The organism is Nocardioides rotundus, assembly GCF_019931675.1.
GTDB lineage: Bacteria > Actinomycetota > Actinomycetes > Propionibacteriales > Nocardioidaceae > Nocardioides > Nocardioides rotundus.
Map to the genome: position 1 here is coordinate 4,028,119 of NZ_CP082922.1, position 26,602 is coordinate 4,054,720.

General features: G+C 65.4%; 23 protein-coding genes and 1 pseudogene. 5 read left to right on the top strand and 19 right to left on the bottom strand.

What is annotated here, in order from left to right:
* Positions 1–6: 6 nt before the first annotated feature.
* From surE to K8W59_RS19845, 8 genes are all read right to left on the bottom strand, one after another.
* Positions 7–786: a 5'/3'-nucleotidase SurE gene (gene surE, locus K8W59_RS19810; protein WP_223396693.1), complete on the bottom strand. Its 780-nt coding sequence runs from the start codon at positions 784–786 to the stop codon at positions 7–9.
* Positions 787–788: 2 nt separating this feature from the next.
* A complete protein-coding gene (locus K8W59_RS19815) occupies positions 789–2,252 on the bottom strand; it encodes a hypothetical protein (RefSeq protein WP_223396694.1) in 1,464 nt (487 codons plus the stop codon).
* Entirely contained in the window at positions 2,249–3,610 is a 1,362-nt protein-coding gene (locus K8W59_RS19820; protein ID WP_223396695.1) for an acetyl-CoA carboxylase biotin carboxylase subunit, read from the bottom strand. The genes K8W59_RS19815 and K8W59_RS19820 overlap by 4 nt, the downstream gene beginning before the upstream one ends.
* Before the next feature lie 6 nt (positions 3,611–3,616).
* Positions 3,617–4,126: an acetyl-CoA carboxylase biotin carboxyl carrier protein gene (locus tag K8W59_RS19825; RefSeq protein WP_223396696.1), complete on the bottom strand. Its 510-nt coding sequence runs from the start codon at positions 4,124–4,126 to the stop codon at positions 3,617–3,619.
* A 48-nt stretch (positions 4,127–4,174) separates the two neighbouring features.
* Positions 4,175–5,917, bottom strand: coding sequence for a pyruvate, phosphate dikinase (locus K8W59_RS19830; protein ID WP_223399974.1), 1,743 nt, complete (start codon positions 5,915–5,917; stop codon positions 4,175–4,177).
* Positions 5,918–5,936: 19 nt separating this feature from the next.
* The gene (locus tag K8W59_RS19835) at positions 5,937–6,545 is read right to left on the bottom strand and encodes a hypothetical protein (protein WP_223396697.1); all 609 of its coding nucleotides are present in this window, start codon (positions 6,543–6,545) and stop codon (positions 5,937–5,939) included.
* A gap of 75 nt (positions 6,546–6,620) precedes the next feature.
* Positions 6,621–8,189 (bottom strand): hypothetical protein, encoded by a 1,569-nt coding sequence (locus K8W59_RS19840; RefSeq protein ID WP_223396698.1) that lies wholly within the window; start codon positions 8,187–8,189, stop codon positions 6,621–6,623.
* A 32-nt stretch (positions 8,190–8,221) separates the two neighbouring features.
* The gene (locus K8W59_RS19845; RefSeq protein WP_223396699.1) at positions 8,222–8,968 is read right to left on the bottom strand and encodes a PEP-utilizing enzyme; all 747 of its coding nucleotides are present in this window, start codon (positions 8,966–8,968) and stop codon (positions 8,222–8,224) included.
* Between the two features lie 138 nt (positions 8,969–9,106).
* Between K8W59_RS19845 and K8W59_RS19850 the strand changes: the two genes are divergently transcribed.
* Both K8W59_RS19850 and K8W59_RS19855 read left to right on the top strand, forming a co-directional pair.
* Positions 9,107–10,003, top strand: coding sequence for a crotonase/enoyl-CoA hydratase family protein (locus tag K8W59_RS19850; RefSeq protein ID WP_223396700.1), 897 nt, complete (start codon positions 9,107–9,109; stop codon positions 10,001–10,003).
* A 37-nt stretch (positions 10,004–10,040) separates the two neighbouring features.
* Entirely contained in the window at positions 10,041–11,000 is a 960-nt protein-coding gene (locus K8W59_RS19855) for a LysR family transcriptional regulator (protein WP_223396701.1), read from the top strand.
* A gap of 217 nt (positions 11,001–11,217) precedes the next feature.
* Here the strand turns inward: K8W59_RS19855 and K8W59_RS20450 are convergent.
* Positions 11,218–11,445 (bottom strand): annotated as a pseudogene (locus K8W59_RS20450) (hypothetical protein); the annotation flags it as partial.
* Between the two features lie 290 nt (positions 11,446–11,735).
* Positions 11,736–14,645: a replicative DNA helicase gene (gene dnaB, locus K8W59_RS19865; protein ID WP_397195931.1), complete on the bottom strand. Its 2,910-nt coding sequence runs from the start codon at positions 14,643–14,645 to the stop codon at positions 11,736–11,738.
* 535 nt (positions 14,646–15,180) lie between these two features.
* On the opposite strand from dnaB, the gene K8W59_RS19870 reads away from it, so the two are divergent.
* Complete coding sequence (locus K8W59_RS19870; RefSeq protein WP_223396702.1) at positions 15,181–16,524, top strand: MATE family efflux transporter; 1,344 nt, start codon at positions 15,181–15,183, stop codon at positions 16,522–16,524.
* 29 nt (positions 16,525–16,553) lie between these two features.
* Here K8W59_RS19870 and K8W59_RS20455 read toward each other — a convergent pair whose 3' ends face one another.
* The 6 genes from K8W59_RS20455 to K8W59_RS19900 all read right to left on the bottom strand — a co-directional run bounded on the left by K8W59_RS20455 (position 16,554) and on the right by K8W59_RS19900 (position 24,025).
* Positions 16,554–17,501, bottom strand: a complete 948-nt coding sequence (locus K8W59_RS20455) for a formylglycine-generating enzyme family protein (protein WP_397195932.1) — start codon at positions 17,499–17,501, stop codon at positions 16,554–16,556.
* Positions 17,498–18,115 (bottom strand): GTP cyclohydrolase II, encoded by a 618-nt coding sequence (locus K8W59_RS19880; protein ID WP_263283269.1) that lies wholly within the window; start codon positions 18,113–18,115, stop codon positions 17,498–17,500. Before K8W59_RS19880 ends, K8W59_RS20455 begins: the two co-directional genes overlap by 4 nt.
* Positions 18,115–19,953, bottom strand: a complete 1,839-nt coding sequence (locus K8W59_RS19885; protein WP_223396703.1) for a WD40 repeat domain-containing protein — start codon at positions 19,951–19,953, stop codon at positions 18,115–18,117. Before K8W59_RS19885 ends, K8W59_RS19880 begins: the two co-directional genes overlap by 1 nt.
* A complete protein-coding gene (locus tag K8W59_RS19890) occupies positions 19,950–21,188 on the bottom strand; it encodes an MFS transporter (protein ID WP_223396704.1) in 1,239 nt (412 codons plus the stop codon). Before K8W59_RS19890 ends, K8W59_RS19885 begins: the two co-directional genes overlap by 4 nt.
* A 1-nt stretch (position 21,189) precedes the next feature.
* Positions 21,190–23,091 carry a WD40 repeat domain-containing protein gene (locus K8W59_RS19895; RefSeq protein WP_223396705.1) on the bottom strand — a complete coding sequence of 634 codons (1,902 nt, stop codon included), beginning with the start codon at positions 23,089–23,091 and terminating at the stop codon, positions 21,190–21,192.
* A 151-nt stretch (positions 23,092–23,242) separates the two neighbouring features.
* Positions 23,243–24,025, bottom strand: coding sequence for a flavin reductase family protein (locus K8W59_RS19900; protein WP_223396706.1), 783 nt, complete (start codon positions 24,023–24,025; stop codon positions 23,243–23,245).
* Positions 24,026–24,166: 141 nt separating this feature from the next.
* Here K8W59_RS19900 and K8W59_RS19905 point away from each other — a divergent pair, with 141 nt between their 5' ends.
* Positions 24,167–24,517 (top strand): hypothetical protein, encoded by a 351-nt coding sequence (locus K8W59_RS19905; RefSeq protein WP_223396707.1) that lies wholly within the window; start codon positions 24,167–24,169, stop codon positions 24,515–24,517.
* Positions 24,518–24,531: 14 nt separating this feature from the next.
* Positions 24,532–24,786 (top strand): hypothetical protein, encoded by a 255-nt coding sequence (locus K8W59_RS19910; protein ID WP_223396708.1) that lies wholly within the window; start codon positions 24,532–24,534, stop codon positions 24,784–24,786.
* A 301-nt stretch (positions 24,787–25,087) separates the two neighbouring features.
* Here K8W59_RS19910 and rplI read toward each other — a convergent pair whose 3' ends face one another.
* From rplI to K8W59_RS19925, 3 genes are all read right to left on the bottom strand, one after another.
* Positions 25,088–25,534: a 50S ribosomal protein L9 gene (rplI, locus tag K8W59_RS19915; protein ID WP_223396709.1), complete on the bottom strand. Its 447-nt coding sequence runs from the start codon at positions 25,532–25,534 to the stop codon at positions 25,088–25,090.
* A gap of 21 nt (positions 25,535–25,555) precedes the next feature.
* On the bottom strand, positions 25,556–25,792 hold the full coding sequence (gene rpsR, locus K8W59_RS19920; RefSeq protein WP_223396710.1) for a 30S ribosomal protein S18: 237 nt from the start codon (positions 25,790–25,792) through the stop codon (positions 25,556–25,558).
* A 149-nt stretch (positions 25,793–25,941) separates the two neighbouring features.
* Positions 25,942–26,520 (bottom strand): single-stranded DNA-binding protein, encoded by a 579-nt coding sequence (locus K8W59_RS19925; protein ID WP_223396711.1) that lies wholly within the window; start codon positions 26,518–26,520, stop codon positions 25,942–25,944.
* Positions 26,521–26,602 lie beyond the last annotated feature (82 nt).

The window sequence follows — 26,602 nt, forward strand, 5'->3', positions numbered from 1 at the left end:
TCTCCTTCAGTCTGCCCCGGGAGTGCTACCCAGGTGGTCGCGCAGTTGCTCGTTCAGTCGCGGCGCGGTCAGATCCATCGACAACGCGGTGACGGTGACCCGGCCATCCGCGACAGCGTGCAGGTCCGTACCGGGTTTCGGCTCGCCCGGGTCGTAACGCACCTTGACCCAGTAGTAGGGAATGTTCCGCCCGTCCACGCCACCCATGGGCGTGAACGTCCCGAGCTTGCGCTGACCGAGATGGGTGACATGGGGCCGACCGTCATCGGCAAGCTGTGCCGGGTAGTTGACGTTCACGATCTGTCCCGGCGCCCACTCCAGGTCGATGAGCTGTTTGAGCAATGGCGGACCGGCAACTTCGGAAGACGTGAAGTCGGGCTTCTGGCCCAGCACTCTCTTCTGGCTGAAGGCAACAGCGGGTACGCCGAGAATCGCGGCCTCCATGGCTGCGCCCATGGTCCCCGAGTACGTCATGTCCTCACCGAGGTTCTCGCCGTGGTTGATTCCGGAGAACACCAGGTCCGGGGGCCGATCCATCAGTTCCCAATATGCGAGGAGAACGCAGTCCGCCGGAGTGCCCGATACCGAGTACCGTCGGTCCTCGATCTGGCGAGCGCGCAATGGCTTGTCGAGTGACACCGAATGTCCGCCACCTGAGTTCTCTTGTTGCGGGGCGACCACCCAGACGTCGTCGGTGAGCTCACGCACTTGCCGCTCCAGGAGGCCCAAGCCCTCGGCCTGGATCCCGTCATCGTTGACCAGCAGTACGCGGGGCGCGGTCGTCACGGTCAGTACCCCTTCTTGTGGAGCTCGACGCTCATCTGACCGATTGCCATCTGCAGCGAGGGCGCATTGACGGTGTTCATCAGGTCCACGACCTGGCCCATCTCAGGCGAGCTGAGCAGCGGGAAGACTGTCTTCAGCGGCCCTGCGTCCCGCATCCGCTTGAGGTCGGTCTCGGGAACCAGCGCACGCAACAGCAATTCATCGTCGTCGTTGGTGCCGTGCCGCTTCCGAAGCTCCTCGATCGTGGGCTGCTCCGGCGGCTTGGCCGCCAGTTCCTTGGCGCGCGGCGTCGACAGGATCTTGTCCTGCACATTGGGGTCGATCGGAGCGACCATCTCGCCGTAATGCCCGGCGGCGTACCACACGACCTCGTCGCTCACGCGTCCGTAGCGCTCGCCGGTGACCACGTTGAGCACGGCCTGGATGCCCACGATCTGGCTGAACGGCGTCGCCATCCCCGGGTATCCGAGCTCACGCCGGACGGTCGCTGTCTCCCACAAGACCTCCTCGAGCCGATCGACCATGTCGTGCTGGGCTAGGTTCTGACGCAGCGTTCCGACCATGCCCCCGGGGATCTGGTGCTGAACGGCCAAAGCGTCGTACTCGTTGTTGAGGTGGACCGGCCACCCCATGGTGCGTCCCACCTTCTCGAAGTGTTCCGCCACCGGATCGAGCAGTGCGGTGTCCACGCCATGGGTGTGGCCGAGCAATGACAGGTTGTGGCAGGTCATCTGGGTCGATGGCACCGCCGGACCGTTCGCGACCGGCTTGTTGCTGGTGTGCAAGACCGTGACACCGAGGTCCACCGCGTCGAGATAGGCCTTCCCGGACTGGCCCAGGATGTTGTTGGCGTGGATCTCGATCGGCTTCCCTTGAGAGACGCTGATCAACGCAGGGATCAAAGTGCTGAGGCGTTCCTTCTCCAAGACACCCGCAGTGTCGTAGACCAGGATGGAATCGATGTCCGGTGATGCGGCGAGTCGTCGTGCCTTGTCGGCGTAGTACTCGTCGGTGTGCACCGGCGACAACGTGAACATCAGGGCACCCGCGCAGGTCGATCCGAACTCCTTGGCGATGCCCGCCAGACGCAACATCTTGTCGATGTTGAAGAGCACGTCGTAGACCCAGGTGCTGCGGATGCCATGGACGTTCAACTGTCGCATCCAGGCATCCATCAGTGCGTCTGGAGTGATTCCGAACGTGACCGAGGCATTCGAGCGCATACCTGCACGCTTGGGCGTGTTCGGCATGGCCGCCACCATGGCGTCGAGACCGGCCCAGGGGTTCTCGCGCATGGTACGAACGAGCACCTCGAAGAGCGAGGAGGCGGTGAGATCGATGGTGTCGAAGCCGGTCCGGTCGGCGATGGGTGCGACCGGCAGGGCCATCCCCGCCGTCATCCTCATCCCCCACACGGCCTGCTGGCCGTCGCGGAATGTAGTGTCGAGAATCTGGACGTGAGTCATGCGGTGTCCCTCCGGATCAGGCTTTCGGCGGCAGTGTCGAGCCAGCGGGTGCTGGTGGTGTTGTCGAGGAATGCGCTGTCGCGTGCCAGCTCGCACAGCAGCGGGATGTTGGTGTGGATGCCTTCGACGTGGAAGTCGTCGAGCGCTCTGCCGAGCAGGTCGATGGCGGAGGCGCGGTCGTCGGCCGTGACGATCAGCTTGGCGATCATGCTGTCGTAGTAGGGAGGGACGAACGAGCCAGCTGCCACCGCGCTGTCCAGTCGGATGCCATCGCCGCTGGGCGTGTCCCAGCGGGTGATGCGGCCCGGTGAAGGTCGGAAGCCGTTGGCTGGATCCTCGGCGAGGATCCGGACCTCGATGCTGTGGCCTTGCTGGCTGATGCGGGACTGGTCCCAGTGGAAGTCATCGCCACTGGCGACGACCAGTTGGAGGTCGACGAGGTCGATGTCATTGACCTCTTCAGTCACTGGGTGTTCGACCTGCAGACGGGCATTGACCTCCATGAAGTAGAACTCGTCGGTGTCGGGGTCATAGAGGAACTCGACCGTCCCGGCGCCCCGATAGTCGATGGCTCGGAGCAGCGCCACGGCTGCCTCGTGGAGGCGAGCCCGGGTCGCGGCTGACAGCAACGCCGCCGGCGATTCCTCGACCATCTTCTGGTGGCGTCGTTGGATGCTGCAGTCGCGCTCGCCGAAGTGGACAACGCGGCCGTTCCCGTCGCCGAAGACCTGCACCTCCACGTGGCGGGCCCGCTCAACAAACCGTTCCAGGTAGAGCCGGCCGTCGCCGAAGGCCTGCTCGGCCTCCCGCGATGCAGAGTCGAAGATCGCCTCAAGCTCCGCAGCGTCCTTGGCCACGTGCATGCCGCGACCCCCGCCACCCGCTGACGCCTTGGTAATCACCGGATAGCCGATGGAGGCCGCGATCTCGATCGCTTCCGCAGTCGAGGTGACCTCCTCGCTCCCCTCTGCCATCGGCACTCCGGCGTCACGGGCTACCTCTCGGGCACCCAACTTGTCGCCGATCCGACGGATGGTCTCCCCCCTGGGGCCGACGAAGACCAGGCCTGCGTCCTCGACAGCGTCCGCGAAGTCGGCACGCTCGGAAAGGAACCCGAAGCCCGGATGCACGGCCTGGCAACCTGATTGGATGGCGGCGTGGATGAGCAGCGGCGCATTGAGGTACGAGGCCGACGCGGGCGGGGCGCCGATGACCAAGGTCCGGTCGACTTCACCCGCCGCGAGACTGTCCCGGTCCGCCTCTGAGGCGGCCAACACGGTCTCAATGCCGCGGGCTCGAGCCGACCGGGCCACGCGGACGGCGATCTCACCTCGATTGGCGATGAGTAGTCGATCCACGAGCGATCACGCCGCGCCAGGATCGATGACGAACAGTGGCTGATCGTGCTCGACGAGTCCGCCGTCCTCCACCAGAATCTTGGTGACGACCCCGTCGACCCCAGCCTCAACCGCGGTGTACAGCTTCATCACCTCCAGCAGAGCCAGCTGCGAACTCGCAGTCACCTGCGTTCCGACCTCGACGTACGGGTCGGCGCCCGGCTTGGGAGCGCGGTAGAACGTGCCCAAGCTGGGGGCGCGCACCACGACGCCGTCGCCATGGTCCTCCACGATCGGTTGACCGCCATCTGGCGTGCCGTGCGGAGCGGCCGCAGTCGGCGCAGGCGCCGATGTCGCCGACGCAGCAGTAGCCCGAGTAGCGGCCGCACTCCCGACGGAGGCTGGCGCGAGTGTGCTGGCCGGGCGGTCGAATCGGGAGGACTTGAACACGTGGAGGTGGAAGTCTCCGGAGTCGATCCGAAGCTCGTCCCACTCGGATTCATCGAAGGCGGCGAGGACCACTTGGACGTCGTCCATGGTCGGATTCATAGAACGGGACCCTTCTGGTGATGGGAAATTGAGAGGTCAATCTGTTGCGGGGCCGTGCTGCACAGCCGCAAGCAGTGCGGGGAGCACTGGATCCGTCACGATCCGTCGCACACCTGCGTCGATGGCGGCTGCGACAGCATCAGGAGAGGCGCTCGCGCCGCCGCAGATCGCGGTGACCCCGGACAGGCCTGCGATAAGGTCGGCAACACGCTCCGGGTCGCTCCCGCCCGACAACTCGGACAGGTCAACCAGATCGCCATCGTTCAACCCGTCAGCATCGGGCGTGACATCGATAGGCGAGTGCTCGCGGGCCCAGGCGATGACAGTTCGGAGTCCGGGCGAGTCGTCCTCTTTCGGAACGAACACGGGAAGCGTGCCGGCATAGACCGCGCCGCTGGCAGCGTCGACGGTGACATCAGTACCCACGTGATCTGCGAGAGCCCCTCGACCTGCGCCGACGATGCAGGGAAGTCCGAGCGCACGGCTCACCACAGCGGCATGAGAGGTGCTGCCACCTTCGTCTGTGACGACGGCCGTCGCAGCGAGCATTCCCGGTAGGTCCTCGGGGCTGGTGGTCGGACGGGCGAGGACGACCCGCTTCCCCTCCGCTGCCAGGGCGACCGCGCGATCGGGGTCGTCGACGACCGTCCCGGTCCCCACCCCCGCACAGGCCGACTCCCCAGTTGCCAGCGGTTCGCCCGCCGGAGCGTTCGCGTCCAGGCGGGGAGCGACGAGGGACTGCGCCTGCCCGGGGCTCAGCCGACGCAGCGCTTCCCGCTTGGTCAACAGCCCCTCGGCGACCATGTCGATCGAGGTCTGCAGCGCAGCTTCGGGAGCCAGCTTCGCGGTCCGTGATTGCAGCAGGAAGAGTCGCCCGCCCTGAACGGTGAACTCCACGTCCTGGATCTCGCGGTTGGCATGCTCGAGGTCACGTGCGGCTTGCAGGAGCTGGGAGTGAAGCTCGGGATCCTGATCTTCGAGGTCGCTCAGTCGCTGGGGTGTGACCCGGCCGGAGACGACGTCCTCTCCTTGAGCTCGTCGCAAGTACTCGCCGAACACCTCGTTGGTGCCATCCAGCGGGTTACGGGAGAACAGCACGCCAGTGCCCGAGTCTTCGCCGAGGTTCCCGAACACCATGGCCTGGACGGTGACCGCTGTGCCTAGATCGTCGGGGATCCCTTGGTGTGCCCGATACCGCAGAGCACGCCGGGAATTCCACGACCGGAACACCGCCTCGACCGACGCCATCAGCTGGCTTTCCGGATCCCAGCCCACGTCCGGGACCGCTCGATTCACGCTCGCCCGCACTGCCGCCGGGCTGTCCCCCGGGTGGTCACGCGGGTCGCGGTTAAGTACCACATCGGTGAACAGGTCCAGGAATCGATGATGGGTATCCCGGGCAAAGGCGTCGTCGCCGCTCTCCGCAGCAAGCGCGGCCTCAACCTCATCGGTCATGCCGAGGTTGAGGACCGTGTCCATCATGCCCGGCATCGAGATGGCGGCACCGGAGCGTACCGAGATCAGCAGCGGGTTCGGGCCCGAGCCGAACCGACGTCCCGACTCTTCCTCTAGCCGCGCGACACCAGCGAGCACCTCGTCTCGCAGCGTGGCGCTGACGCCTCCGGTCTCGTGGAAGTGACGGAACCCGTCGGTGGTGACCACGAAGGCGGGTGGCACGGGCAGTCCGAGCGAGGTCATTCTGGCCAAGGACCATGCCTTCCCACCCACGAGCTGACGATCGGGGAGCTCGTCACCGGACGACAGCCACCTCGTGTACACGGATGAGGAGACACCGGAACTACTCAACGCGCTCCCTCCCCAGCATGCACAGCAGGTCCTCGTGCAACTCGAACCACACCGTGTGATAGCTCGGGATCGTCACGTCGCTGACCCACTGCGACTCGCCCTGCTCAGCCTTCTCCAGGGCGGAATCCAACTTTTCGGCGTACCGCTCAAGGCGTGGCACCTCGGCACACATCTGCTTCAGCGTCGGCTCGAACCGCTCGTGGATGGCACCGAGCCTGTCGATGATCTTCTCGTCGTACGCGGGGTCGGCGTGGTCGTTGCTCACCGCTTCACCCGAGGGAAGCTCGCGCACCTGCCACGCCGTGATGACCGCCTTGACGTCGTCGTTCACCTTCTCGAAGCGCTCATACGCCGTCTCGAAGGCGTCGTTCGTCCGCAGCCCCGCGAAATGGCGCGAGTACTCACCCTTGACGATCATCCGCGCCCCGGGCTGAAGAGTGAACTTCCCGTTCAGGTCCACGACCCGCCCGGTGGCGACGTTTGCCGTCAAGACCTCCGCGACGCGCGCCGGCTCCTCACCGATGACGTCGGCGACCTCCTCGGCAGTGGCGTGCTTCTTCACCGCAAGCCCGTGCAAGACCAGGTGCTCGTCGGCTCTCATCTGAACTCCTTCGCAGCTCGCCGCGCTCGCGCGCGGCTAATGGACGGCTAATGGGAATCTTGTTCGCTGGTGTGGCTACGACCGGAGTCGCTCGATGTCGTCCCGGCGGAGTCCTGCCCCCTTGCCGGCCAAGAGGCGTGAGTGCCTCTGATCGACCTCGTACAGGGCCTCTGCCAAGGGCGAGTCGTAGTTGTACTTAACCCAGGAGTCATCGAGGTAGCGAAGGTCATCGGCGGATAGGCGGGGGGTGAAGGCTCGAGTGGCCTCGTTGAGCTCGGCAGCAGTCATGACCCCTTGCGTCGTCCAGTACCGATCGACCTTCTCCGGTAGGTAGGTCACCCCGGGAGACAGTTCGGATCCGGCTGAGGCAACGTAGTCGTCGTCCTCGGCCCGCAGCAGGGTGTAGGGCAGAGGCGTGTACGTTCGCTTGGGCAGCTTCTCCGTGTGGCGCATCATCTGGTACTCGCTGACTTGGTGGCTGTTGAGCGACAACGGCACGAACAGAGCGCCGAGCACCTCGTTGCCGTACTCGTCGTTCAGCAGCGGACGGAACCGGTCGGCGCGCTCGTCGATCGTGAACCAGTCCTCGTGTTCGTACACACCGGCCACATGAGCGAAGTCGCGGATGATCGCGAAGTAGGTGAGCGCTCCCGCATCCATCAACTGCTCCCGGTGGTAGCCGGCGAAGCGTTCCCACAACTTCGTGGTGACGTGCTTCAGCTTCTCCGCGTACTCGTTCAGGGTTTCCGTCAACTGCTGCTTCGACCCCATACCGACAGGCATGTGGGTCTCGGAAAGGTCATCGGAGGTGTAGAGGCCGACGCCGACCATGTTCTCGGCCTTGTACTCCGGCTGGGATTCATAGCTGCCCCAGTCGTCGACGATGTAGAAGTGTGTGTCCTTCACTGCCGTCGCCAAGGTCAGCCGGCTGAAAGGGAGCTCGTCTGCGATGTCGTCGAGCCATGGCAGGTCGCCCTGGCCGAGGTCGAAGAACTCGCGCACCAGCAGCTCGCGGTTGTCGCCCAGGTTGTACGGACCATGGTTGGTCATACAGACGCGGCTCTCGCACGCGATCAGAACGGCGTACTGGCTGACGGCCGCCGTGAAGTTGATCGCAGCCTCATGCAGATCGTCGCCTTCCGCGCAGTCGAACATGTCCGCGTGCATGACCTGGGTCTGCCGTTCGGGCAGGACCTGCGAACTATGACCACCCTCGAGGTTGGTCAGGTGCCCTGACTCGCGACGCCAGGCGAGCTGGTAGCGGCGCCAGAAATCGAGGACGTAGGCCACGTCCTCGGCTGCATCCTGCGGCCGGATCACGCCCATGTTGACGAGCATTTCGCGGCCGAGCAGATAGAAGTTCGGCATGCACCAGTTCGTGCCCATGCTCTTGAGCTTGGAGTTGGTGTTGCGGATCCGGTCAGCGATCTCCTCGGGAGGCATCGCCGCCTCGACCTTGCGGAGCAGGGTCGGGTATCGGTAGAAGGCGTTGAGATACCCGAGCATCACGTAGGCGGAGACCGGGAAGAACTTCGACTCCTGGACCGTGCGGGTGATGCCGAGGAACATCGTCTCCTCGCCTTGGCACTTCATGATGTTGTTGGCCTGGAGCAGATCTCCGTAGGTCAGCTTGGTGGCACTCATGGTTGACTCCTCGTTCTCGGATCGGTGGGCGGTCAGGACTGGTCGCTGTGCTTCCACACGGGCACTGTCATCTCGCGCCCTTCCTGGTAGGCCTCGGTCGTCTTTGCACGGCCCGAGACGCCCACCTCCACGGTGTCGCCGTTCACGATCCCGGAGATCTTCGAGTTCATGACGCACGGGATGCCGTACTCCCTGGTAAGGATGCCCAGGTGCGAACGCACCGTTCCGCCCGCGCAAACGATCGCCTTGAACTGCTCGATGATCGGAGCTGTGAGAGTCCCGCCCGAGTCGTCGATGATCGCAACTGTGTTCTCCGGAACGCCCTCGCGCAGACCAGTCATCACGTCATCGATCGATCGGTAATAGCGAGCAGTGCCGATAACGTTCGCGGGGTATGCGGCGACATTGTCGCCCTGCCCACACTGGACGCGACCGTCCTCGGGTTCACCGGTAACGGCCTCGGGGTGCTCGAAGGAGAAGCTGTCGGAGGTGGCGTCCGCGCCCGCGATCGGGGTATAGGCGTCGGGTCGTTCCACGTAGGAGATGACCGCGGACGTCTGGTAGCGGTAGCCGCTGTCGACGACGGACTTCTCGATGGCGGCGATCGCCTCAGGCGTGATGAACTCGAACTCCTTGGCGAAGACGAACTCCTTCCAGGAGACTCCCGCCTTGTCGAGTGCAGACCGAACCAGGTCCTTGACCCCTGAGTGGAACGCCTCGACCACCACCGGGCCTTCGTGGGACTCGAACTTGTCGACGTCCGTGTACAGCTTCGCCATCAGTCCTCCGTTCGTTGACTCTCCGAGTCACCCCGCGTGAGGCACCTCGGCGGTGTCGCCCTAGACCTCCGCGATCGGGCGCGGTACCTGCCTGTTTTCTCGCTTTGCTATAACAGGTATTGCAACAGACCGTAGCCTGTGACGCAGGCCACGTCCAGTGCTCCGACCAGAACTCTCAAGATTTCCCGCGGCAGCGGCGGCAGCGAGGTGCGGGCGAACTCCCGGCCCCGCAGGATCGCCGCGGGCGAGAAGGGCGGCAGACCAGTGAACAAAGTGCATGTCGAACCGGCCGTGAGCGACGAGCGCGTCCTGCTCATCACCCTCAACCGACCCGAGGCCCGCAACGCCGTCGACATGGACGTTGCGTTCGCGCTCGCCGATGCATTCGACCGTCTCGATAGCGACGCTGGGCTTCGTACCGCAGTGCTGACTGGCGCAGGGACGGGATTCAGCGCCGGCATGGATCTGAAGGCATTCGCCGCAGGGACGCTGCCGTTTCTGGAGGGCCGGGGCTTCGCCGGGTTCACGCAACGACCACCCCGCAAGCCCGTCGTCGCGGCCGTTGAGGGCTTCGCCCTTGCCGGTGGGATGGAGATGGTCCTGGCGTGTGACCTAGTGGTCGCCGCACGCGACGCGCGATTAGGTCTGCCGGAGGTGCAGCGGGGCCTCGTCGCGGCAGCAGGCGGGCTGTTGCGGCTCCCCCAACGAATCCCGTGGCACGTTGCGAGCGAGATCGTCCTGACGGGGGATCCTCTGACGGCACAACGTCTCCACGAGATCGGGCTGATCAATCGCGTGACGGAGCCGGGAGAATCGCTGGCCTCGGCCGTCGAACTGGCGTCCAGGATCTCGGACAATGCACCATTGGCGTTACAGGCCTCCAAGGAGATCTTGGCACGAGCGGTCGACTGGGGCCTTGAGGACGGCTGGGCGCACCAATCGCCGATCGCCAACCGGATCTTCAGCTCCCGAGACGCCGTCGAGGGGGCGACCGCGTTCGCGCAGCGACGCGAGCCCCTATGGCGCGGCTGCTAGTGGATCGGGGCGGCTGACCGCATGGGAGGATGCCGAGATGGCGAAGAACAAGCCGAACGCGAGACAACCGAGCGAGGTCGCAGCAATTGCGGCATCCCGCGTGATCGACTCGCGCCGACTGCTGTACTTCGTCCATGTCGCGCGGAGCGGGAGCTTCACGGCCGCCGAGGCGGCACTGGACATCGCCCAATCAGCGCTGAGCCGACAGATCCGACAACTCGAGAACGACCTCGGCACCAAACTGCTCGAACGACGCGGACACGGGGTCGAGCCCACCGCCACCGGACACGTGCTGCTCCAGTACGCCTCAGAAGTCCTGGAACTGATGGGCACTGCCCTCGACGAGGTCAGCACCTCCAAGCTCGGCGCCCGTGACCGGGTGTCCCTCGCAGTTTCGCGGCCGTTCTCGACGACGTACGTTCCCGACGTCCTGGTGCGATTCAACAAGAAATACCCCCAGATCCACGTCACTGTCTTCGAGGCCTCCAGCGGGCAGGTCTACGAGATGCTCACGACCGGAGTCGTGGACACAGCGGTCGTGCTCCTCCAGGCGAACTCCCCCAAGATCTCGACAGTGAAGCTGTTCGACGAGAGCCTCATGGTGATCGGACGCGGCGACGACCCAGATCTCGCGTCGCCCGTGATTGAGCGGTCCGACCTATCACGACTCAAACTCATGCTCCCAGCCGCACCGTTCGGCACCCGCGCCATTCTCGAGCGCTACTTCTACGACGGCGGCGTCAGCTTGGATCCCACCTTTCGATTCGACAGCGTCTCTCTCATGGCCGAGATGATCCGCCGAAACGGCTACTGCGCGATCCTGCCCGAGAGCGCCTGCACAAGCGAGCTGGAATCCGGAGAATTCGTCGCACGGCCGGTGAATCCCGGGCTGCATAGGACCCTTCGGTTGGCACACATGAGAGATCGCAAGCAACCAGAGGCGCTGACAGCGCTGCGCGAGACGCTCGTCTCGGTGGTCGAGGAGCGTCACGGCTGAGCCAGCGCTGCACCCGGCTCATCCGACACTCGGGCGTCGTCTTCCACCCCAGCGAGCGCAGGCGGCCCGGAGCAGGCGGCACGCGCGGGGAGCGCTGCGCAGCCACTACTCGCTGCGGGGCCAGCACGCGGAGGCTCGAGCAGGAGTCCCAGTGCGCGCCCCTCCGTCCTGCCTGACCTGTCGGCGCAGAACGGGATTGAGCACCTTTGCCGGAGGCGTTGCGCGGCAGGGCGTCAAGCACGAGCAGCTGGGTCGGTCGCTTGTTGGCGGCAAGTCGCGGTCGGCTCCACTCGTCGAGATCGGCCATGGCGACCGGTGACGTTGGATCGGTGGGGACAACGATGGCGACCGGGCGTCTCGCCCCACCTCTCGTGCGATGTGCCCCACGACCGCGACCTCCCCGACGCCAGGGTGGCGAGTCAGCACGTTCTCCACCTCGGCGCAGTAGACGTTCTCGCCGCCGGAGATGATCATCTCCTTCTTCCGGTCGACCACGTAGAGGAAGCCTTCATCGTCCTGCCGGACTAGTGTCCCGGCTAGCGCGGGAGTGGCCTGCGCGGGGAGACGCGTTCGACGTTGGCGGCCCCAGTGGAGCTCAATCACGGCACGGCCGCTCGCGTCGCCACCAGTCCAAACTCTACCGATTCAGTGTTCTTGAGCCGAAAGTTCGATCGACTCGTTTTGGCTGCATCTCGACATCAATCTTCGCTGCATCTCGACAACAGATCTGATTCATCAGTGCGCCATGTCCACGAACCGCGAGTAGTGCCCCTGGAACGCGACGACCAGGTCTCGCGTGGGCCCGTTCCGGTGCTTCGCCACGATCAGATCGGCCTCTCCCGGCCGCGTGGACTCCTTCTCGTAGACGTCGTCACGGTGGAGCAGGATCACCATGTCGGCGTCCTGCTCCAGGGAGTTGTGGGCTGCGATGCCGTTGACCACGAAGTTGTGGGTGCCCATGACGGTGGCGTCGTACACCGGCACCTCCCCCAGCGGCTCGATCGCTGCGATGGCGTCCCAGTAGACGTCGTTGGTGGCCAGGACCTCCAGGTCGGCGGAGCCGAGGACGTCCGCGACCTTCGCTAGGCGCTGCCGGCTCGGCGTTTGCTGGGTCTCGACAAGCTCGACCGGCGAGGATGCTCCGACCGCCGCGAGCTCAGGCGTCGGACGGTGCTCGGCGAGCACCTCGCGGAGCCGGCCCCACACCTCGCGCGGCACCGTGTCCAGGTTGGGGTTGCCCTTCACGTCGCGCAGCAGGTCGGCCAGCCGTTCCGCCTTCACGCCACGGGCACCGTGAACTCCCACCTCCTCGCAGAACCTCAACTGGTTCTCGGCGCCGTACACGTGCAGGTGCCAGCCATCTCGATAGCCCTGCTTGCGAACGCGCTTGATCCGAGTGAAGACGTTGAAGCGGAGAAGCAGGCGCGAAAGATCGTCCACAAGGCGACGACTGTTCGAGGCGTAGTAGACGCGACCGAGATGCCTCTTCTCGTCGTACCCGATCGAACCCTCGGTCGCCCAGATGTGTCGCAGGAACAGGCCCACCTGCTCCTTCGGCAGTCCGAACACCCAGCCCGGCAGGGCGTCCAGCTCGGGACCGGACTCGGCCAGCGCCACGATCTCGTCCTCATCCCGCGCAACCGGCTGGAGCGGGGCAGGGGCGTGTCGCAGCGATCCGATCCGCGAGCCGGGAGTCAGCTCCGACAGCGGCATCCAGCCGTCGTAGGTCAGGAACTTGTGGTTCCCCGTCGCCTGGATCCGCCGGCCGGAGGCGAGAGTGAGCTCGTAGGTCTGCTTCACCCCGCTAGGGAAGGCGTGGGTGAGCGTGCGCGGCACCAGCTTGAGCCGGTCGTCCAGCGACCACACCGGGATGTCCCGCGCACCCGACTCCATCAGCTCGCCCAAGGTGATCTCGGCGTTCGTGTCGGCCCGCATCAGCCGGGTGTCCGCACTCAGGCAGCCGGACTCACGAAGGTCACTCATCATCGGCCGCTTGTCCGTGCGCTGCTCGGCACCACGGTTCAGCTGGGACAGCGCGATCACCGGGACCTCGAGCTCCTTGGCCAACAGCTTGATCTGCCGGGAGAACTCCGAGACCTCCAGCTGGCGGGACTCCACCTTCTTCCCCGACGTCATCAGCTGCATGTAGTCGATGACGATCAGCCGCAGGTCGTGCCGCTGCTTGAGCCGCCGCGCCTTAGCCCGGATCTCCATCATCGTCATGTTCGGACTGTCGTCGATGAACATCGGCGCACTGGAGACCTCGCCCATCTTCCGCGCCAGCTTCTGCCAGTCGTCGTCGTTCATCTGGCCGTTGCGGATGTGGTTGAGCGGCACCTTCGCCTCAGCGCTCAGCAACCGCATGGTGATCTCCGCCCGCGTCATCTCCAGGCTGAAGAACACACTCGACAGGTTGTTGTGGATCGAGGCCGCTCGGCACAGGTCCAGCGCCAGGGTCGAGTTGTGCGTGGGGATCCCGGTCGGTCCGGCCAGGTAGAGGTGGTCCTCGTTGTCCACCTGCACGCACCGCACCGGCACGGACGCGACCGGGCGGACCTCACTGACCTTCACCAGCGAGCCGCCCGGCATCTCGATCGCACACACGTCGCCGGCGGCAGCCAGCTCAGCAGTCGTGACAACGTGTGGACGTCCGGCCCCCATGACGACCGCTTCCCCACACGTTGCGGACGAGGAGGCGAGTCGCCACTGGTGCTGCGCATCCGCGGTGATCACCGAACCGTCGGAGAAGTGCACCTCATAGCACGGACGGTCCAGCAGCACCTCGGTCGCAGCGACGACGCGGGTGGGCCGCCCGGAGGCGTCGTACAGCTCGTCGCCTACCCGGATCTCGCCCATCGTCGTCCAGCCGGTCGGCGTGGGCAGCGGCGTGTCCAGCGCCAGTGCCTTCCCCATCGCGGGGCGCGCGGCGACGATGATCATCTGGCCGGCGTGCAGGCCGTTGGTCAGCTCGTCGAGGTCGGCGAAGCCGGTGGGGACGCCGTACAGCCCCGCATCCCGGTTCGAGATCGCCTCGATCTCGTCGAGCACCGAGCCCATGATGTCGCTCAGCGGCGCGTAGTCCTCCGCCTGGCGCTTCTCGGTGACGTTGTAGATCTCCGCCTGCGCCTCGTCGACCACGTCGTCGACCTGGCCCTCGCCGGCGTACCCGATCTGCACGATCCGGGTGCCCGCCTCGACCAGCCGCCGCAGGATCGCCTTCTCCCGAACGATCTCGGCATACCACCCCGCGTTGGCGGCCGTCGGCACGTTCGCGATCAGGGTGTGGAGGTACGGCGCCCCGCCGATCTTCGGCAGCAGGCCCTTGCGCTGCAGCTCACCGCCGACCGTGATCGCGTCCACCGGCTCCGAGCGACCCCACAGGTCGATCATCGCGTCGTAGATCAGCTCGTGGCTGGGCCGGTAGAAGTCCAGCCCGCGCAGCACCTCCGCGACCTCGGCGATCGCGTCCTTGCTGATCATCATCGAGCCCAGCACGCACTGCTCGGCCGCCATGTCCTGCGGCGGCGTCCGGTCCCCACCGCTGCCGCCGCCCGGCGCGTCGCCCGGCTCCCACGGCATCGGGCCGTCGCCCCAGCCGTCGGACGGGCCCTCGGGCAGGTCGCGATCGTTCTCGGTGATGCTCACGCGCGGCGCCCCCTGGGGTCTCAGCCGCCTCCCGGCGGTCCTCACTGTCGCTGTCCCGGCGCACGCTAGAACCCGCCGCCGACACTTCCGCCGGGGCGCCGCTGACGAGGGGGTCAGCGCTGCCGGACCCGCACGTCCGACCGAGACACTCGCGCGAACCTACGCGCCGGTCACCGGCCGGAGGTAGCACCTTGTCCACAGGGGGTTGTGGAGAAACGGTGGAGTCCGTGGAGGAGTGGCAGCCGATTGTGGTCCACCAGTGGACAACCGCTGTGGACGAACAACGAGTTGCACGCACGATATGCCTCTGACCTGCGAAAACATCGATCCACACCTGTGGAGAACAGAAAAATTGCGAGGTGAACCAGTTCACCTTCCCGTCATCTGGACGACCGTGCGGGTTTGTCGACATACCGCATCCCGGGGTACCCCCGTGGGGGATTTCAACAGGTTATCCACCGCTGCCGCACCGCGCGTGCGGTAACTGGTGAGACCCTCCCTCACCCCTTACGCCGTCCGGGGTAGATTCGGCCCGGTGCCGACCCCGACCGCGCGCGCCCAGGACCGCGAGATCGTCCGCCTCGCGGTCCCCGCGTTCCTCGCGCTGGTCGCCGAGCCGCTCTTCCTCCTCGCCGACGCCGCGATCGTCGGCCACCTCGGCACCCGCGAGCTCGCCGGCCTCGGCATCGCCGCGGCGATCCTGCAGACCGTGGTGGGGCTGTGCATCTTCCTCGCCTACGGCACCACCGCCGCGGTCGCCCGCCACCTCGGCGCCGGCCAGCTGCGCCGCGCCCTGGCCCAGGGCATCGACGGGATCTGGCTGGCGATCCTCATCGGCACCGTCGCCACCGTGGCCGGCGTACTCCTCACCACCCCGCTCGTCGCCCTCTTCGGCACCGGCCCCGCCGTCTCCGGCTTCGCCGAGGACTACCTCCGCGTCGCGTTCCTCGGCACCACCCCGCTGCTGATCATGCTCGCCGCGACCGGGGTGCTCCGCGGCCTGCAGGACACGCGCACGCCGCTCGTCGTCGCGGTGGCGGGCAACCTGGTCAACATCGTCCTCAACTACGTCCTGGTGTACGGCGCGGGCCCGGTCCCCGCACTCGGCATCGCCGGCGCCGCGCTCGGATCCGTGGTGGCGCAGGTCGCCTCCGCGCTCGCCCTCGGCTGGGTGGTCGTGCGCGCCGCCCGCCGCGAGGGCGCGTCCCTGCGGCCGGACCTGCCGGGCATCCGCGCGTCCGGCCGGGCCGGCGTACCTCTCCTGGTGCGCACCCTCACCCTGCGCGCCAGCCTGCTCATCGGCACCTACGCCGTCGTGCTCGCCTCCGGCTCCGACGACGGGGTCGGCATGGCGACCCACCAGCTCGCGATGACCCTGTGGAGCTTCCTGGCGTTCGTGCTCGACGCGATCGCGATCGCCGCGCAGGCCATCACCGGGCGCTACCTCGGCGCCGGCGACGTCGACGGCACGCGCGCGGTCACCGCCCGGATGATCACCTGGGGCTGGCGCAGCGGGATCGTCACCGGACTCGGGCTCGCGGCGCTCTCGCCGTTCCTCGGGCCGCTCTTCACCCCCGACCCCGCCGTGCAGGACCTGCTGGTGCCGGTGCTGATCGTCGCCGCGATCGGACAGCCCGTCGCGGGCATCGTGTTCGTACTCGACGGCGTGCTGATCGGCGCCGGCGACGGGCGCTACCTCGCCTGGACCGGGCTGCTCGTGCTGCTCGCCTACGCCCCCGCCGCGCTGGTCGCCGGGTGGCTCACCCACAGCGTCGTCTGGGTGTGGGTCGCCATGACCGTGGTCTTCATGGGCGCGCGGCTGGTCGTGCTGGTCACCCGCTCGCGCGGCTCGGCCTGGATGGTGACCGGCGCCCGGTGATGCTGATCGCTAGTTTCCGGCTTCGAGCGTCACGTGACCCGATCGGCGGCCACCCGGAAGCCGCAGGGGTACAGCTTGCCTGGGTGGGGCCCATGGCGACGAGCACACCGGGCGAGGTCTCCAAACCGTGAGAAACTCCCGCCACGGGTAATCGGATACCGACCGAGGATCTGCGTCAGGTCGTCGTCCACAACTTCCCCCCGCTCGTATGGCGCGTAGAGCGAGGACGTGAACTCCTCCACATTTCCCGCCAAGTCCCATGCTCCACACCACGAGCGCCCGCGCGGGAAGGAGCCGATCGGACTCGTGGTGTTCAGACCGAATTCGCGGGTGTTTGTGGCGGCGGGATCGAAGTCATCCCCCCAGGGATACTCCCGCCGATCTGCTCCACGGGCTGCGTATTCCCACTCGGCTTCGGTCGGGAGTCGGAAACGAAAACCTTCGACCTGTTCGCTCAGCCACGAGCAATAGGCTTGAGCGTCTTCCCACCTCACGCCAGCCACTGGGTGGTTTGATCGATCCCAAGGATACGCCCCCAGGAGCCACGACGATGGCCGCTCGGTGGAAGACTCCGAGTGGAAAAGGAACTGGGCGTACTGAGCGTTCGTCACCGGGTAGGTGCCCAGCCAGAAGTCGGACACGTCGACCCGCGACTGAGGTGCTTCTTTGAGGATCCACGATCGCTCTACCCCGACGTGCCTCCATTCCGCGACGACCTGATCCACCGCCTCTACTGGCGTGCCCCTGAGAACCGTGCCGCCTGGCACTCGGCACAGCGTCGGTATCGCTGGCGCCCTTTCGTCACCGAACAACGCCACTAGCGATCCCGCCACTATTCGTTCAGCTGGCGTACCATTCCCGGTACAGAGCAAGTTCACGCAGTCCGTGAATTTCGCCAGTGGAACTGCCTCGAGTGACCACGTCAACGGGAGCACTTCGGAGAAGTGCGCTGCATCAATTTGCTCGTCTGAACTCACACAGACTCTCGATCTATCGAGATATTATGGCCCGCAAGCAGCGCCTTTTCGCGCAAGTAGGCGGCGTTCTCGGGCGTGACATGTGCTCCCGTGTGCTGAACACTCTCCACGTCTATTCCTGCAGCGATCAGGGACTCCACCTTACGCGGATTATTCGTCAGCAGCTCCACCGAGTCGAGCCCTAGAGCGATCAACATCTCCGCACACTCATCGTACTGCCGCTCATCAGCGCCAAATCCTAGCTGCTCATTGGCCGAGAAAGTGTCCGCTCCAGCATCCTGCGCCAGGTAGGCATCAAGTTTGTTGTACAGGCCGATACCCCTGCCCTCCTGCCGCATATAGAGTACAACCCCTCCTCGCGCGGATATCCGTTCGATCGACTCCATCAACTGGGCACCACAATCACATCGTGACGACCCAAACACATCCCCAGTCAGGCACTCCGAATGAATCCGCACCAAACAACCTTTCGTGGGTCTCCCCAGCACCACCGCCAGGTGCTCTGCCCCCGACGGGAGATGGTTGAAGCTCACGATTTCGGCCTCGGCCTCCGTGCGAGAGCACGGATGCAGCCGAAACGGCACCCTAGCTCGAACCTCTACCCGCAGGGCCATCACGACACCTCGTATCCCAACCTGGTGGATGCCTGGACCTCTGGCATCTCGGAGGAGCCCAGTACGTACCGGGTGATGCGCCTATCCCAGCCGGCAACGACGAACTCCATTGGACCGACCGGGACTACTACCGAGATCGCTTGGTCGAAGCGGTCGAAGCAGGTGCCATCTGTCAGTTGGTCCGCACTGTTTGTATCGGTATCGATCCTCCAGGCGTAGACGCCGAAGTCATAGGACCCAGCGACGACGACCGGCTTCTCCGACGTACCAACGAGGCAGACGGACTTTATCGACTCGTCCGGGCCGAGCAGGACGACCGGGTGGACTCCGGATTCAACTTCTCGGATTGCACCGAAGCGCACCGTGCGATCCCGCGAGGCACTTGCGACAAACTTCCCGTCCAACTGGGCGACCGAATTGACCAGGTTTCCGTGCAGCCACAGATCCCGTCGCGACGATCCCTCGCCCTCGATGATGGACACAGAGTGATCGGTGGCTGCGGTCACCACGCGCCCGTCGGGCAGGGGCGCGATCGACTTGATCGACCCGCCGTGCACGGCGGTACGAGAATGTGGTTCCAGATTGTCGAGATCCAAAGCGATGAGTTCGCCGCCGTAACTACCCGCTAGCACGCGGCCTTCGACGACTGCCACCGACGGGAGTGGCGCGCCGAGATGTGCCGACAGCGTCCGACGGCCATCAGGTGCTACCGAGAAGGCCCTTCCCGAGTAGGTGGTTCCCACCACGGTGCCCCCGGCCGCAGACAACCCCAGGATCGGACTGTCAGCCATCTTCTCCACGCGCACCTGTGCGAGGTCGGTCAGATCGAGGAAGATCACCTCGCCCGAATCCGTGCCCACAACGAGGTTGTCGCCAGCCACGGTCATAGCGTTGGGACCGCGGACGCCACGGCCAGCGCTGGTGCTCATCCCTGCCCCGGAGGATCGCGAGTAGACGTGCGGTCGGGACGAGAAACTACCGACAGCCACCGTGTCTCCGTGAAGTGCGACCGAGCGCGGCCAGGCTCGGTCGTTTTCGTGCCGTTGACTCGACCCACTAGCCCGGTCAATGTGATACACCCCGCCGTCGTAGGTCCCCACCACGAGTGCGTTCCCGTCGGGCGACCAGGCCACGGAGCGCACAGCGCTCGTGGAGACTTCATGCCGTTCGATCGTGGAGAGGTCCTGCCCGGAGACCACTTCCAAGCTTCCATCATCAGCCGCGAGCGCCAGCAAGTCCCCGTCAGCAGACCACGCACACCCCTCGATCGAGGCCTCGAACTGACGAGAGGTCGATGCATCCCCAACGCCAGGACTGGACGCGGGGTCACGAGTGACTCGAACCAGACCGTCCTCACCCACGCTAGCGATGTCACCGCGGCAGTTGGCGGCAGCGGCCATGCAGTGCGACCGGTGCGCACCCAGATTGCCCAGCAACTCCGCGCGAGTGGCATCCCAGATCGTCACGTGACCGTCTTCGGAGACGCACACGAGCCGCCGACCATCCGGCATCCACGTCACGCTGTTCACGTCGTCGGTGTGCCTCGACAAGACGCCGCGGAGCGGTTGTTCCTTGGAATCCACGTCCCACACAGCCACCGTTTTGTCCGCGGAGCCTGTCGCAAGCAGGTTCGGGAACTGTGGATTCCAGGCGACTGCGTTCACAAGTCGGCGGTGGCGGAAGACTTTCGCCTCACTGCCCTGACCAGCCTCGTTCGGCCAGACGCGCACGGATCCGTCGTACGACCCAGTTGCCAGCCGCCCTTCAGAGTTGAAGCCGACACTGGTGATCGGCGCTTCGTGTTCATCTGTCCCGAGTTGGAGATCGATCGATTTCATCCGCTAACAACTCCATTCTTCGATGAGCGTTCGAGAAGGTCACCCGCCGCAAAGAAGGCGACCGCGCTGGCGACCGCGATCCCGGCGAGAGCAAGAAAGGCATAACCGGTCCCGATCACCGGTACCACGGCGGCGATCACCAAGGGACCGGTGACAGCAGGTACGCCGTGGATGAGTCGGACCACGCCGGAGGTGCGACCAAACACCTCGTGCGGTACGAACTTGACCACGGTCATCGAGTGAGTCGCACCCGCAGCCCCGTCTAACGCCATCAGCAGTGTGAGGGATCCGACCACGATGACGACCGACGACATGGACGCACCGAACAACGCCAACGCTGCGCCAACCGTCACCACTCCGACGACGCGACCAGGATTGAAGACCCGCCGCTCCGAAACCCAAAGTGATCCCATCAGCGCTGCTCCGTTGAGAACCGCGATGATGGTTGCCACCGTGGCGGCCGGCACCGTCAGGGAGTCCCTGAGGTGGTAGACGGCAAGCGTGGGCATCGCGGCCGAACCGACGAACTCGTACGGCAGCAGGATCAACGTAAGCAAACGAAACTGCCGGTGGCCCCAGAACACAACAAACCCCGTCTTGAATCCGTCGATCACCATGGCCAGCGATGATCCGCCGTCGCCTTGGCGACGCGCAGGGCGCACGCCCGCGAAATACACGAGCACCGGGGCTACATAGGTGGTGCAGTTCAACCACAGCAGCCCCCCGTAACCCACCACAGGCAACAGCGCGGCGACAACGAGCGGCCCCGCAATCGTCGTGGCAACGAAGAGGCTGGACAAGGTGCCCCGGGCGCGCACCGGGCTGCCTGGGAACAATTCGGGAACGCTCGACATCCAACCGACGCGATACACCGAACCTGCCACCTGCAAGATCCCAGCTAGCGCGAAGAACAGCCCGATCTGGAACTTGTCCGCGGTGACCATCCAAGCCAAAAGGGACGCCGCGACAAGTTGCATACCGAGCCCGCCGACCACAAGACGAGCGCTGCCGTACTTGTCGGCTACCGACCCCATCACCGGGCCCAGCAGGAGGGTTCCTGGTGTCAGGGCGGCGGCGATGCCCATCCAGGTGACGGACGATGTCTCGGCGTAGATCAACAACGGAATCAGGGCCGCTTCGACGCCGTCGCCGATGTTGTTGAACGTGTTTCCCGCGGCGAACCATCTGAACCGTGGGTTCAGCCACGGGCTGGGCTCAGACTGCTCAGGGTGCATCTCACTTTGCGGCATGGAGTTCCACGTTGAGATCCGCCTGGCCCTGGGCCTTGCCTCCGGAGAACCACGACGTGCCCTTGTGGACCGGCGTTCCGTCTGCAGCCAACTCGAAACTGCACACGTATCCGCCGCGGCCACCAATTAGCAGATAATCGTCGCCGCCAGGCTGCTCAACGAGGGCCAGCGCCTTGGGGAAGTCCGGCAACACGCCTTCGATGACGCCGAGGAATTCGCCCTCTTCCCGGAAGACTCCCAGCTGCGAGTCGTAGGTGACGACGTACACAAAACCGTTGTGGAAGACGACGTTCTCCGCAGTGTTCGAGAGGGATTCCGAGTAGAAGTGCGTTTGAGTTCCGTCCGTCACATCGAACCGCCGGATGCCTCCGGCGCCGGTGGTGACCAGGGAGCCGTCAGAGTGTTGCCACATCCGCTTCGGGTAGTCGCCGACCTCGAAGGACAGCGACAGAGACCTGTCTTTGTCCAAGACCACCGTGCCTCCTGCACGAGTGCTAAAGACCAGACCATCTTCGCCGGCGTACGAGCAGGCCCATACCGGCTCTTCGCCGAATTCGAAGGTCTCGAGCGTCGCTCCGTCCTCCACGCTCAGTTCGTATCCGCCGGAGTTCGCAGCCACGGCCAGCCGCGACTCGTCCGGCGACACGGCCAGATCATGGAGCAGCCCTCCGGGACGATAGGTCCACACCACTCCGTGATCGTTGTAGCGAGCGACCTCCCCGCTCCTGGTGATCACCAGGCCTCCGCCCTGGCTCAGCGTGCACACGCGACGACAGAATCCGAGCCCCAGTTCTACGGTTCTCTGCTGCGTCAGCGTGGGAGCCCGTCCACCCGGAGCTGAACTGACCGCTAGCGCGAGCACGCCCTGGTCGGTCGCGAACTCGAGCACAGACGAGTCATCTCCACTCCAACCGACATCCCACATGCACTGCGGCGTGAAGTCGTGTTCCGCGAGCACCGCACCGTTGCTCGCCACCTTGGTCAGACACCCGTTCTGGCAGAGAACAATGGCGTCGCCCTCGCTCGTCAGCACCATGTCGGACACCTGGTGTGAGAAGTCACCGAAGGTACGACTACGCGTGAGCACCGAGGTGGAGTTATCGAACTCTTCGATCACGCCATCAAACCCGGCCGCGACGACCCGGCGGCCGTCCAGAGAAAACTCGAGGCACTCGATGTCGTCCGAAGCGAACTGCAGTTCCTGATCCACCTCACCCTGCGTCGTCACCGTCACGACGCCGTTCGAGACCATCGCGGAGTCTCCGCTGCCCTCGTCTTGAATCACCCAAAAGCGGTCGTGGACTTGGTCATACTGAACCCGGTGCAGGTTCGCATCTTCATCGAGACTCAGTGTGTGCGGGAAACTTCCGGTCTCGAGGTCGCCCAAGTACAAGTTGCCGTGCTTGTCGGTGAGCGCATCCAGCCGTGGGTGATCGACACAGATCCACTCGATGGGCGTGTCCCCGGACGGCGAGGGACGAACATCGATCAGCTCGAAGGTGGCGAGGTCCAGCACCACCAGCTGCATGTACCCGTTGTTGAAGTACACCTTGCCATCTGAGACCGCGATCCCACGCGAGATCGTCAGGGAAGGCTCCTCGTCCTCGAGCAGTCGAGACTCGTCGGCCAATGACTGTGTGGGAATCCAGTGCGTCATATGCAGCGTCTGGGCATTCCAGCGGGCGGCGTTTCCCAATTTGTCGCGGCCGACGATCCACCCGTCTGCTTCGGTGATACAATAGAAGGGGACGGGAACTCGGTTCGCGGGCGATGACCGCAGCAGATTCAGATCTTGGTCGATCAGATGAATTCTCCCAGCCGCGTCCGATGCCAAGTAGTTTCCCGATGGCATACGAATAATCCGGCACAGTCGCTCTCGAACGGACATCACATTTCCTCTGCTGCCGCGGCTGATAGTGGACAGTGGGGCGGGTGGCGACGCCGTAGCGCCGCCACCCTTGATATTCAGCGGGTCGTGTTCACGAAGCGTCGGTTCGGCTTACGCATGACAACCCTCCTTTCCATCGACGGTGGTGGCCTTAGTGGCGCCTGTTACGCTGCTTGCTCACGCTCGCGAACCCGGGCTCGAGCCCATCTCGCGACACACACACACGGCGTACTCGCGACGCAACCTCTTCTGGAAGGCGGATCGCAATCTCCAAGTCGCCGTACTCGTTGGCCTCCGCGGAGGTCTGGTGAAGGAGGGAGTTCTCTTCGTCGATGAGCGACACGTCGTACGGCTTATCCGACGACACCTCAGGTGACGCAACAGCGCCAATCAGAATGCCTTCGTCGGGCCAATGAGTTCCGACAACCACAGACGAACGGGGAACACGTTCGCCCAAAGCGAACATGGCATCGTGCTTAACGAGCGGGGGAGGTGACTCTTGCTTCCCATGAACGCCCACGACATTCCCAATAACCATCGTGTAGTGGGGTAGTGCAACACGCTGGTGAGTCGTGCATTCCAGTGCCATGACCCCGCCCGGAATCCATGGAACCGAGACCGAATCTGATTCTAGGAACTGCAGAGCGTCCGAACTCCCCTTGTCCAGGTCATGAGCTGAAAAGCTTCCACAGAAGTCTGCGATGTGCGCCTGCGATTGACTGCAAAATGTAAGGGTGAATTCATCCACGTGAGCAACTCGCTCTGCGGTCCAGTTGCTTTCATGAATCAGGACAGCGACCATCATGGGGTCCTTCGCCACGAAGTAGGACCACTCGGCCGACATCACATTCAGTCGCCGATCCACGTGCGTGACGAGCAATCCAACTGTTGACGTGCCACGCTTCCATAGCGGATCGCTAAGCGTCAGATCCATACTGACTCCCAAGATATACGGATCTTGCCGGATTGGTGCGCAGAAGTTACCACGGACCTGCCCCTCGGTCCAGAGATCGCCGCGGTCAACGTGAGTGGGCCCTTCGACCCCGTGCGGTGCGATGACAGATGTGGCACCAACGTGATCGCCTCCAGCGTCGTACTCCTCCCCCGGTCGCGCGGCACCGTCTGGCTGGTCACCGGCGCCCGGTGGCCTGCCCCGGTGAAGGCTGGTTCGTGGGCGTCCCGGAAGCCGCTGCCGTGGATCGGGATGGGTCTGGTGCTGCTGGTGCCGACCGTTTCGGTGCGCGGGTACGACGTGCTCGCGAACTGGCTCGGTTGGGTGCTGGTGCTGCTGGGCACGCTGGGTTTGCCGGCGACTGTCCGGTCCCGGGGGCTGCTGGTCGCCCTTGGGGCCTCGCCGGCCTGGTCGAGGTGGCCCTGTGACCGCCGGCGTGGCGGGCCGCGATCGGGGACGCCGACCCCGCGTTGACCTGGGTGTTGTTGTTGCCCCAGGTGCTCTATTGCCTGACGCTGAGCTGGCGGCTGGCGGCGATCGCTGAGGGTGGGGCCTCGTCGGCCTTCCGGGTGCTGGGCGCGCTGTTCGTACTCGTCGCGGTGCTGCCGGTGATCTTCCTCGGCGGCGGGGTGCCGGCGCTGGCGGGGCCGTCGTACGCCCTAGCCGCCCTGTCCCTGATCGCCCTCACCGTGTGCTGCTTCCTGTTCGGCTCGCGCAGCTGGGCGACCTCTCCCTCCGACTAGTCCGACCCGTCGGGCGTCGCCTCCGCGGCGCCCCCTCTTTGAGATAGTTCAGAGACTTTATACGGGTTGTAACGTTCCAATTTGGTAAGAAGTCTCTGGACTACCCGGAAATTGGGGGACGGCCCAGGAACTCGGGGGGTTGCGGGGGGCACCCGGAAATTGGGGGACGGCCCGGGCACCTGGAAATTTGGAGGACGGGGGACGGCCCCGGAACTCGGGAGGCCGGGCAGGCCAGCGCAACACAAAGCCGCCGACCCCCGGAGGGATCGGCGGCTGAAGTGTGTCCGACTGAGGGGCAGCCTCAGTTGGGGATGACGTTGAGCGCCACCGCGGCGGCGACGTCGTCGTGCAGCTTGACCGAGACCTGGTGCGCGCCGAGCGACTTGATCGGGTTGGTCACCACGATGGTCCGCTTGTCCACGGACTCGCCGGTGGCCTCGGTGAGCGCGGACGCGATCTCCGAGGGAGTGACCGAGCCGAACAGGCGACCGCCGTCGCCGGCCTTCACCTGGACGTTGACCGGGCTCTGCTCGAGCTTGGCCTTGATCTGCTCGGCGTGCTCGGTGTCGCGCACGGCGCGGGCGGAGCGGGCGGACTTGATCGCGTCGACCTGCTTCTGGCCGCCGCGGGTCCAACGGACCGCGACGCCGCGGGGCAGCAGGTAGTTGCGGCCGTAGCCGTCCTTCACCTCGACGATGTCCCCGGCGGAGCCGAGGCCGTCGACCTCCTGGGTCAGGATGAGCTTCATGATTCAGACTCTCCTCTCGCCTCAGCGCCCGGTGGACGTGTAGGGCAGCAGGGCGAGCTCGCGCGCGTTCTTCACCGCGGTCGCCACGTCGCGCTGGTGCTGGACGCAGTTGCCGGTGACCCGACGGGCGCGGATCTTGCCGCGGTCGGAGATGAACTTGCGGAGCAGCGCGGTGTCCTTGTAGTCGACACCGGTCGCCTTCTCCTTGCAGAACTGGCAAACCTTCTTCTTGGGCTTGCGCATCACTGCCTTGGCCATTGTGGTGCTCTCCTATCTGAGCCCGGCTGACGCCGGAATGGTGGCTGGATCGGTTGGATGGGTGGTGGTCTCGACAAGCTCGACCACCGAGGGGTTTTGCTCGACCACCGAGGGGGTTGTGCTCGACCACCGAGGGGTGGTGGAAGGGATCAGAACGGGGGCTCGTCGTTGGAACCGCCGCCCACACCCGGAGCGGCCCACGGGTCCTGCCCGCCGCCGCCCTGCTGGGGCTGGCCGCCCCAGCCCTGGTTGCCGCCGGACTGCGGGGCCGGGGTCGCCCACGGGTCGTCGGCCGGGACGCCGCCGCCCTGCTGGGACTGGCCGCCGCCGGACTGCTGCCCGTAGCCGCCACCGCCGCCCTGGCGGGTGGTGCGCTGCACCTTGGCGGTCGCGTAGCGCAGCGAGGGGCCGACCTCGTCGACGTCGATCTCGAAGACGGTCCGCTTCTCGCCCTCGCGGGTCTCGAACTGGCGCGACTTCAGCCGCCCCTGGACCACGACCCGCATGCCCTTCTGCAGCGACTCGGCGACGTTCTCCGCCGCCTGCCGCCACACCGAGCAGGTCAGGAACAGCGCCTCGCCGTCCTTCCACTCGTTGGTCTGCCGGTCGAAGGTGCGCGGGGTCGAGGCGATCCGGAAGTTCGCCACGGCCGCCCCGGACGGGGTGAAGCGCAGCTCCGGGTCGTCGACGAGATTGCCCACGACGGTGATGACGGTCTCGCCTGCCATGTCAGGCCTCCTGGTGCTCGGGGTGTTCTGCTCGGACGTCGGTGGTCATCGTCCCCGAGACCGCCGACAGGCGGAAGGGACG

Excerpts from the sequence above, each read along its gene's own strand:
- K8W59_RS19815 (WP_223396694.1), bottom strand. The coding sequence starts at position 2,252 with ATGACTCACGTCCAGATTCTCGACACTACATTCCGCGACGGCCAGCAG.
- K8W59_RS19825 (WP_223396696.1), bottom strand. The coding sequence starts at position 4,126 with ATGGACGACGTCCAAGTGGTCCTCGCCGCCTTCGATGAATCCGAGTGG.
- K8W59_RS19835 (WP_223396697.1), bottom strand. The coding sequence starts at position 6,545 with ATGAGAGCCGACGAGCACCTGGTCTTGCACGGGCTTGCGGTGAAGAAG.
- K8W59_RS19840 (WP_223396698.1), bottom strand. The coding sequence starts at position 8,189 with ATGAGTGCCACCAAGCTGACCTACGGAGATCTGCTCCAGGCCAACAAC.
- K8W59_RS19845 (WP_223396699.1), bottom strand. The coding sequence starts at position 8,968 with ATGGCGAAGCTGTACACGGACGTCGACAAGTTCGAGTCCCACGAAGGC.
- K8W59_RS19855 (WP_223396701.1), top strand. The coding sequence starts at position 10,041 with ATGGCGAAGAACAAGCCGAACGCGAGACAACCGAGCGAGGTCGCAGCA.
- K8W59_RS19880 (WP_263283269.1), bottom strand. The coding sequence starts at position 18,115 with ATGGCCCTGCGGGTAGAGGTTCGAGCTAGGGTGCCGTTTCGGCTGCAT.
- K8W59_RS19885 (WP_223396703.1), bottom strand. The coding sequence starts at position 19,953 with ATGAAATCGATCGATCTCCAACTCGGGACAGATGAACACGAAGCGCCG.
- K8W59_RS19890 (WP_223396704.1), bottom strand. The coding sequence starts at position 21,188 with ATGCACCCTGAGCAGTCTGAGCCCAGCCCGTGGCTGAACCCACGGTTC.
- K8W59_RS19895 (WP_223396705.1), bottom strand. The coding sequence starts at position 23,091 with ATGTCCGTTCGAGAGCGACTGTGCCGGATTATTCGTATGCCATCGGGA.
- K8W59_RS19900 (WP_223396706.1), bottom strand. The coding sequence starts at position 24,025 with ATGGATCTGACGCTTAGCGATCCGCTATGGAAGCGTGGCACGTCAACA.
- rplI (WP_223396709.1), bottom strand. The coding sequence starts at position 25,534 with ATGAAGCTCATCCTGACCCAGGAGGTCGACGGCCTCGGCTCCGCCGGG.
- rpsR (WP_223396710.1), bottom strand. The coding sequence starts at position 25,792 with ATGGCCAAGGCAGTGATGCGCAAGCCCAAGAAGAAGGTTTGCCAGTTC.
- K8W59_RS19925 (WP_223396711.1), bottom strand. The coding sequence starts at position 26,520 with ATGGCAGGCGAGACCGTCATCACCGTCGTGGGCAATCTCGTCGACGAC.